The sequence below is a fragment of the Streptomyces sp. BE303 genome, from assembly GCF_036290945.1.
Lineage (GTDB): Bacteria > Actinomycetota > Actinomycetes > Streptomycetales > Streptomycetaceae > Kitasatospora.
The window spans coordinates 1-8,200 of record NZ_JAQYWZ010000501.1 but is presented as its reverse complement, the minus strand read 5'-3'; the positions used below and the strand labels follow the sequence as shown (position 1 = coordinate 8,200).

3 protein-coding genes are annotated in these 8,200 nt (G+C 74.2%); 1 reads left to right on the top strand and 2 read right to left on the bottom strand.

Features of this window, described 5'->3' with window-relative positions; translation table 11 throughout:
• A partial coding sequence (locus tag PUR56_RS10830; protein WP_329948722.1) for a beta-ketoacyl synthase N-terminal-like domain-containing protein occupies nucleotides 1-251 on the bottom strand: 251 nt, incomplete at its 3' end.
• Nucleotides 252-529: 278 nt separating this feature from the next.
• On the opposite strand from PUR56_RS10830, the gene PUR56_RS10825 reads away from it, so the two are divergent.
• On the top strand, nucleotides 530-2,878 hold the full coding sequence (locus PUR56_RS10825; protein ID WP_329948721.1) for an FHA domain-containing protein: 2,349 nt from the start codon (nucleotides 530-532) through the stop codon (nucleotides 2,876-2,878).
• An 84-nt stretch (nucleotides 2,879-2,962) separates the two neighbouring features.
• Here PUR56_RS10825 and PUR56_RS10820 read toward each other — a convergent pair.
• Nucleotides 2,963-8,200, bottom strand: a 5,238-nt coding sequence (locus PUR56_RS10820; protein WP_443034473.1) for a type I polyketide synthase, incomplete at its 5' end; no start/stop codon positions are given.

Below are 8,200 nucleotides of genomic sequence, written 5' to 3'. Positions count from 1 at the left end.
TCGGGGTGGTAGAGCCCCTCGACGTCCCAGCCGCGGTCGGTCGGGAACAGGCCGATGCCGTCCCGGCCCTCGTCCACCAGCTTCCACAGCTCGTCCGGAGTGGTGATCCCGCCCGGGTAGCGGCAGGCCATCCCGACGATCGCGATCGGCTCGCGGGCGCCGGCCTCGGCCTCCGCCAGCCGCTTGCGCGTCTGATGGAGGTCGGCGGTCACCCGCTTCAAATAGTCCCGGAGCCTCTGCTCAGTCGACACCAGCGCGTCACCTCACTCCGGTGGTCACCGGGATCGCAGGGTGGGACGGCACCGCGGACCGGCGGTACCGTCCCAGACGGTAGGAGCGGTCCCTCGGGCCCCTCAACCCCTAGGAGTCCCTTAGCCGCGGATCCCGGCCCGCCGGCGGGAATCCCCCCGACGGGCCGGGATCCGCCGATCGCGCGGTCCAAGGCCGTCACAGGGGGCAGGGGGCAGGCGCCCGGGTCACGACGCCGCCTCCCGGGCGGCCGGGCCCCCACCGGACTAGCATCGACCGTATGGGAGAACGGGAGTTCGGGCCCAGCGCGCCCCAGCTCGTACTCGATGCCGAAGGCGACTCGCAGGTCATGAGCCCGAGCCGCTCCTACGCCGTCGGCCGGGACCCGGCCAGCGACGTCGTGTTCACCGACCCCCGGGTCTCCTGGCACCACGCCGTCCTGCACGAGGGGGACGGCCGGTGGGTGCTCGACGACGTCGGTTCCACCAACGGCACCTACACCGAGGGCCACCGCGTCCGGCACGTGGACGTCGGCCCCGGCAGCGTGGTCCGCTTCGGCGATCCCGCCGACGGGCCCCGCTGCAGCCTGAGCGCCCTGCCCGAGCCGATGACCGTCCAGCAGCGGCAGTCGTCCGCCCTCACCTCGATCACCGGCTCCTACCGCCCGCCGACCAGCATCCTCCCGCTGTCCGCCCGCGTCGTCCGGATCGGCCGCGCCCCCGACAACGACCTGGTGGTGAGCGACCTCTCCGCCTCCCGCCACCACGCCGAACTCCGTGCCCTCCCCGACGGCCGGTACGAGATCGCGGACCTGGAGAGCCACAACGGCACCTACCTCAACGGCCAGCCCGTGTTCGAGGCCCTCGTCGGCCAGGGCGACCTGGTCGGCATCGGCCACTCGGAGTTCTGCCTGATCGGCGACGAGCTCCAGGAGTTCGTCGACACCGGCATCGTCGACCTCGACGTCGAGGACCTCACCGTCACGGTCGGCGACGCCCACGTCCTGCTCGACCACGTCACCTTCCCGGTCGGCGAGAAGAGCCTGCTGGCCGTCACCGGCCCCAGCGGCGCGGGCAAGTCCACCCTGCTCAACGCCCTCACCGGGCTCCGCCCCGCGACCGGGGGCACCGTCCGCTACGACGGCCGCGACCTCTACCGCGAGTACGCCGAGCTGCGCCACCGCATCGGCCTCGTCCCGCAGGACGACATCCTGCACACCCAGCTGCGGGTCCGCCGCGCCCTGCGGTACGCGGCCGAGCTCCGCTTCCCCGGCGACACCGCGCCCGCCGAACGGGAGGCCCGGGTCGAGGAGGTGATCAGCGAGCTCGGCCTCACCCAGCGCGCCGACCAGGTCATCTCCAGCCTCTCCGGCGGCCAGCGCAAGCGCGTCAGCGTCGCCCTGGAACTGCTCACCAAGCCCTCCCTGCTGTTCCTGGACGAACCCACCAGCGGTCTCGACCCCGGCATGGACCGCTCGGTCATGCAGATGCTCCGCGGCCTCGCCGACGACGGACACACCGTCATCGTCGTCACCCACAGCGTGCTCAGCCTCGACCTCTGCGACCGTCTGCTCCTGCTCGTCCCCGGCGGCCGGATCGCCTGGTACGGCCCGCCCGGCGAGGCCCTCGGCCACTTCGGCTTCGACCACTGGCCCCAGGCGTTCGAAGCCTTCGAGAGCCGGCGCGACCACGACTGGGCCGGTCAGTACCGGGCGTCCACCCCCTACCGGCGCTACATCGCCGGCGCCATGGACCACCCCGCCCGCTCGCTCCCCGGCACGCCGGCGCCCACCGCCTCGGCTCCCCGACCCACCCCGAGGCGCTGGGGCAAACAGGTCTCCACCCTCGTCCGCCGCTACGCCACGGTGCTCGCCGCCGACAAGACCTTCCTCGCCGTGATGATCGCCCTGCCGTTCATCATGGGCGCCCTGACGCGCGCCCTCGCGGGCCGACAGCTCGACGAGGACACCGCCCTCAACGCGCTGCTCATCCTCTGCGTCGGCGGCGTCCTCACCGGGGCCGCCAACGCCGTCCGCGAACTGGTCAAGGAAACCGTCATCTACCAGCGCGAACGCGCCGTCGGCCTGTCCAGATCCGCGTACCTCTGCTCGAAGGTCGTGGTGCTCGGCACCATCACGGTCGTCCAGTCGGTGGTCCTCACCCTGGTCGCCCTGGTCGGCGTCGGGCTCGGACCACCGGGCGCCGGAGGCGTGTTCCTGCCGCGCCTGGTGGAGATCACCCTCGCCGTCGCCCTGCTCTCCGTCACCACGATGGTCCTCGGCCTCCTCGTCTCCGCCGTGGTGAAGAAGGAGGAGGTGACCATGCCCCTGCTGGTCCTGGTCGCCATCGTCCAGGTGGTGTTCTGCGGCGCGCTGCTCCAGCTCGACCAGACGCCGATCCTCAACCAGCTCTCCTGGCTGGCGCCCGCGCGCTGGGGGTTCGGCGCGATGGCCGCCACCGTCGACCTGGGCGCCCTCCTGCCCGACCCCCTCACCGACGACCCGATGTTCGCCCACCGCGGCAGCGTCTGGCTGCTCGACATGGGCATGCTGCTGGCCCTCTCCGTGCTCTTCGGACTCGTCGTCGCCCGGCTGCTGCGCCGGCGCGAACCCGTGATCATGCGGAAGTAGGCCGCGTCCACCGGTCGCGCCGCGCCCTCGCGGCCGGTGGAGCGCCGGCCCCTGCGTGCCGGCGCTCCGCCCCGCCCCGACCGGCTAGAGGCCGAGGTCGTTGTCGATGAACGCGAACATCTCCTCGTCGCTGGCCTCCTCCAGCAGGTCGACGACCTCGTCCGCCTCCGTCGGCTGCCAGCCCGCGAGCAGCCTCCGGAGCCGGTCCGCGATCTGGTCGCGCACCGCGGGGTCGAGTCCGTCGGCGGCCAACGAGGCCTCGAACCGGTCGAGCTCGGCCAGCGCGGGCAGCGGCGGGGCCACCGGCTCCACCGGGGCCAACTGCTCGAACAGGTGCTCGGCCAGGTCGCCGGGGGTCGGGTAGTCGAAGATCACCGTCGCCGGCAGGCGCAGGCCGGTCACCGCGGTCAGACCGTTGCGCAGTTCGACCGCCGTGAGCGAGTCGAACCCCTGGTCGAGGAAGCCCCGGGCGGGCTCCGTCGGATGGTCGGCCGGGTAGCCCAGCACCGTCGCCATGTGGCCGTGCACCAGGTCCAGCAGCAGTTCGCGCCTCGCCTCGTCCGACAGCCCCGCCAACCGCTGGGCGACCGGCACCACCGTGGGCGCCACGGCCCTGACCGCCGGCCTCCGGACCAGGCCGCTCAGCAGCGCCGGCACCTCCCCCGCCGCCCGCACGGCCGCCAGGTCGAGCCGGATCGGCACCACCGGCGCCGCCGCGGCGGTCACGGCAGCGTCGAACGCCGCCAGCCCCGACGCGACGTCGAAGGGCAGCACACCGGCCCGGGCCATCCGCTGCCGGTCGGCCTCGTCCAGGTCACCGGCCATGCCGCCCTCGGCCCACGGCCCCCAGGCCAGCGCCTGCCCCGGCAGGCCGAGCGCCCGGCGGTGCTGGGCGAACGCGTCGAGGAACCCGTTGGCCGCGGCGTAGTTCGCCTGCCCCGGCGTCCCGAAGACCGCCGACGCGGACGAGAACAGGACGAACGCCGAGAGTTCCAGGCCCCGGGTGAGTTCGTGCAGGTGCAGCGTGCCGTCCACCTTCGGCCGCAGGACGCGGTCGAGCCGGTCGGGCGTCATCTGCTCGACGATCCCGTCGTCCAGGACACCGGCGGTGTGCACCACCCCGGTCAGCGGGTGCTCCGCCGGGATCCCGGCGATCACCGCGGCCAGCGCGGCACGGTCGGTCACGTCCGCCGCGGCGAGCGTCACCTCCACGCCTTCGGCGCCGAGCTCCCAGGCCACCGCCTCGCCGCCGCCGCTGCGGCTGACCAGGACCAGCCGGCGGATCCCGTGGGAGGCGACCAGATGACGCGCCACCCGGCCCGCGAGCGTGCCGGACCCGCCGGTGATCAGCACGGTACCGGCGCCGAACGATCCGACCGCCGGGTCCGTGACCGGGTCCGTGGCCGATGCGGTGGTCGGATCGGTGGCCCGGCCGGTGGTCGGGTCGATCGCCCGGTCACCGGCGGTCGTGCGCGCCAGCCGCGGCGCGAACAGCGCGCCACCGCGGACCGCCACCTGAGGCTCACCGGAGGCCACCGCCGCCGGCAGCGCCAGCCAGGACGCGGCGTCCTCGTCGACGTCGACCAGGACGAACCGGTCCGGGTTCTCCTGCTGGGCCGACCGGAGCAGGCCCCAGACCGCAGCCCCGGCGAGGTCGACGCCGTCGCCGCCGTCGCCGCCTTCGCCATCGGGCAGGACCGCGTTCCTGGTCAGCACCACCACCCGGGAGTCGGTGGACAGCGAGCTCTGCACGACCGCCAGCACCCGGCGGACCTCGGCACGGGTCACCTCGGCGACCCCGCCGGCCCCCTGGCCGCCGCTGCCCGCGCCACCCGCGGCCACGAGCACCACCGGGGCACCGAAGCCGTCCCGCGCCGGCACGCCCGGCAGCTCCGGCAGCGGCTCCCCGAGCACCGCCCAGCCAGCCGCCCTCGGCGAGGCCGCCGAAGGGGAAGGCGCCGGCACCCGGTCCCACTCGACCGCGAACAGGTCCGCCGCCACGGGACGGGTGGACGGCACCGGCCTCATCACCAGCGACCCGACCGCGAGCACGGCCTGCCCCGTCGTGGTGAACGCCTCCAACCGGACCGCGTCACCGCCGGCCGGACTGATCCGGACCCGCAACCGGTCCGCGCCGACGGCGTACACCGCCACGTCCGACCAGCTGAACGGCAGCCGTGCCACCGCGTCGGCGTCACCGCCCTCGGCGTCGCCGCCCGGCAGGCTCAGCGCGTGCAGGGCCGCGTCGATCAGGGCGGGGTGCGCACCGAACCGCGACGCCTCACGCCGGAACTCCTCGCCGAGGACCACCTCGGTGAACAGGTCGTCGCCACGACGCCAGACCTCCCGAAGCGCCTGGAACGCCGGCCCGTAGTCCAGGCCCATGTCCCGGAGACCGGCGTAGAGGCCGTCGAGCGGCACCTCCACCGCGCCGGCGGGCGGCCAGACGGCGGAGGTGTCGACGGCCCGCCCCGCCGCCGCGCCCGCCGGCGCGAGGGCGCCGGTGGCGTGGTGCTGCCAGCCGTCGCCGTGCTCGTCACGGGAGTGGATGCGCACGTCCCGGCGGCCCCGCTCGTCCGGGCCGTCCACCGTCACCTGGATCCGAACCGCGGCCCGGTCGGGAACGACGAGCGGCACGTGCAGCGTCAGCTCCTCGACGGTGTCGCAGCCGACCTGGCGGGCGGCCTGGAGCGCCAGCTCCAGCAGCGCCGTCCCGGGCAGCAGCGCCGCACCGGCGACCACGTGATCGGCGAGCCAGGGCTGGTCACCGAGCGAGAGCCGGCCGGTGAGCACCGTCCCGTCCCCGTCGACCAGCGGCACGACCGCGCCGAGCAAGGGGTGCTCGGCGGCGCCGAGCCCGGCCGCACCGAGATCGCCGGCGCCGCGGGTCGCGGCGAGCCAGTACCGCTGCCGCTGGAAGGCGTAGGCGGGGAGTTCGAGCGGCCGGACGCCGGTGAAGAAGGGCGACCAGTCGACCGGGACGCCGTTGACGTGCAGGGTCGCGAGCGCCGTCAGTGCGGTGGTGACTTCGTCGCGGTCGCGGCGCAGCAGCGGCGTGGCGACGGCGTCGGGCTGCTGGACGAGCGCCGACAGGACGCCGTCCGGGCCCAGTTCGACGAACCTGGTGACGCCGTCGAGCGCTTCGAGGGCGTCGGCGAAGCGGACCGGCTTGCGGACCTGGTCCACCCAGTACTCCGGGTCCGACCACTCGCCCGGCCGGACCGGGCGGCCGGTCACCGTGGAGACCGCCGGGAGCGACGGTTCGGCGAAGGCCAGGGACTTCACGATCACACGGAAGTCCTCCAGCATCGGCTCCCTCAGCCGCGACTGGAAGGCGTGGCTGGTGCGCAGACGGCTGGTCTTCCAACCCCGCTCGCCCGCAGCCTCGGCGACGGCGTCGATCTCGGCTTCCAGGCCCGCGACCACCACGGCCCCAGGGCCGTTCACCACGGCGACGTCCACGTCCGGGAACGCGGCGAGGACGTCCGCCTCGGAGGCTCCGACGGCGAGCATCGCCCCACCGGCCGGAAGGGCCTGCATCAGTCGGCCGCGTGCGGCGACCAGCGTGGCCGCGTCCGGCAGAGACAGCACTCCGGCCACATGCGCGGCAGCGATCTCACCGATCGAGTGCCCGACCAGGACGTCCGGCCGCACACCCCAGTGTGTGAGGAGCGCGTGCAGGGCGACCTCGACGGCGAACAGCGCCGGCTGCGCGTAGCCGGTGCGGTGGATCAGCTCCTCGTCCGCGAGCACCTCCGCCAGCGGCCGGTCCAGATCGGCATCCACGTGCAACGCCACCTGGTCGAAGGCGTCCGCGAACACCGGGAACGCCTCGTACAACCCCCGGCCCATCGACGCTCGCTGCGCGCCCTGACCCGTGAAGAGGAACGCCACCCGGCCCGCCCGTGCGGTGCCGGTCAGACCACCCGCACCGGACGCCACCGCGTCCAGCCCGGCCGTCAGCGCGTCGGTCCCACCCGCGAGCACCACCGCGCGATGCGCCAGCGCCGGGCGCCGTGCCGCAGCCGCGGCGAGCGCGTGGAGATCCTGGTCGGCGACGTGCCGCAGACGCTCCGCCTGGGCCCGCAGCGCCGACTCGGTGTGCCCGGCGAGCAGCACCGGAACGACCGTCGGCTCCGGGCCGTCGGCCGGGGCCTCCCCTGCGGGGGCCTCTTCGAGGATGACGTGCGCGTTGGTGCCGCTGACACCGAACGCCGAGACGCCGGCCCGACGAGGCCGGTCCCCGGGGGTCCACGGCCTCGACGCGGTCAGCAGCTCGACCTCACCGCCCGACCATTCCACGTGCGGCGACGGATCGTCCGCGTGCAGGGTGGCGGGGAGCGTCTCGTGCCGCATCGCCAGCAGCATCTTGATGATGCCCGCGACACCGGCCGCCGCCTGCGTGTGCCCGATGTTGGACTTCACCGACCCCAGCCAGAGCGGGTCGCCGCCGTCCCGGTCCTGACCGTAGGTGGCCAGGAGGGCCTGGGCCTCGATGGGGTCGCCGAGCGTCGTGCCGGTGCCGTGCGCCTCGACGGCGTCGACGTCCTGCGGGTTCAACCCCGCCTGCGCCAGCGCCGCCCGGATCACCCGCTGCTGCGACGGACCGTTCGGCGCCGTCAGACCGTTCGACGCACCGTCCTGATTGACCGCCGTGCCCCGGACCACCGCCAGGACCTGCCGACCGGCAGCCCTCGCAGACGACAACCGCTCCACGAGCAGCATGCCGACACCCTCGGACCAACCCGTCCCGTCCGCGTCCGCACCGAACGACTTGCACCGGCCGTCGGCAGCAAGTCCGCGCTGACGCGAGAACTCCACGAAGACATCGGCGTTCGGCATCACGGTCGCACCGCCGACCAGCGCCATCGAGCACTCACCCGACCGCAGCGCCTGCGCCGCCAGGTGCAGCGCCACCAACGAGGACGAACACGCCGTGTCCACCGTCACCGCCGGGCCTTCGAGCCCGAAGGAGTAGGAGATCCGGCCGGACATCACCGACGAGGCCGTGCCCGTCAGCAGATGCCCCTCCAGGCCCTCCCCGCTCTCCACCGACCCGATGCCGTACCCCATGAACGAGGCGCCGACGAACACGCCCACCGGCTCGCCGCGCAGGCCCAGCGGATCGACCCCACCCCGCTCCAGCGCCTCCCACGACGTCTCCAGCAACAGGCGCTGCTGCGGATCCATCGCCAACGCCTCACGCGGCGAGATGCCGATAAGGCCCGGTTCGTAGTCCCCCGCCCCGTACAGGTACCCTCCCTCCCGGGCGTCGAACGTCCCCGCATGGTCCGGATCCGGGTGGTACAACCCCTCCAGATA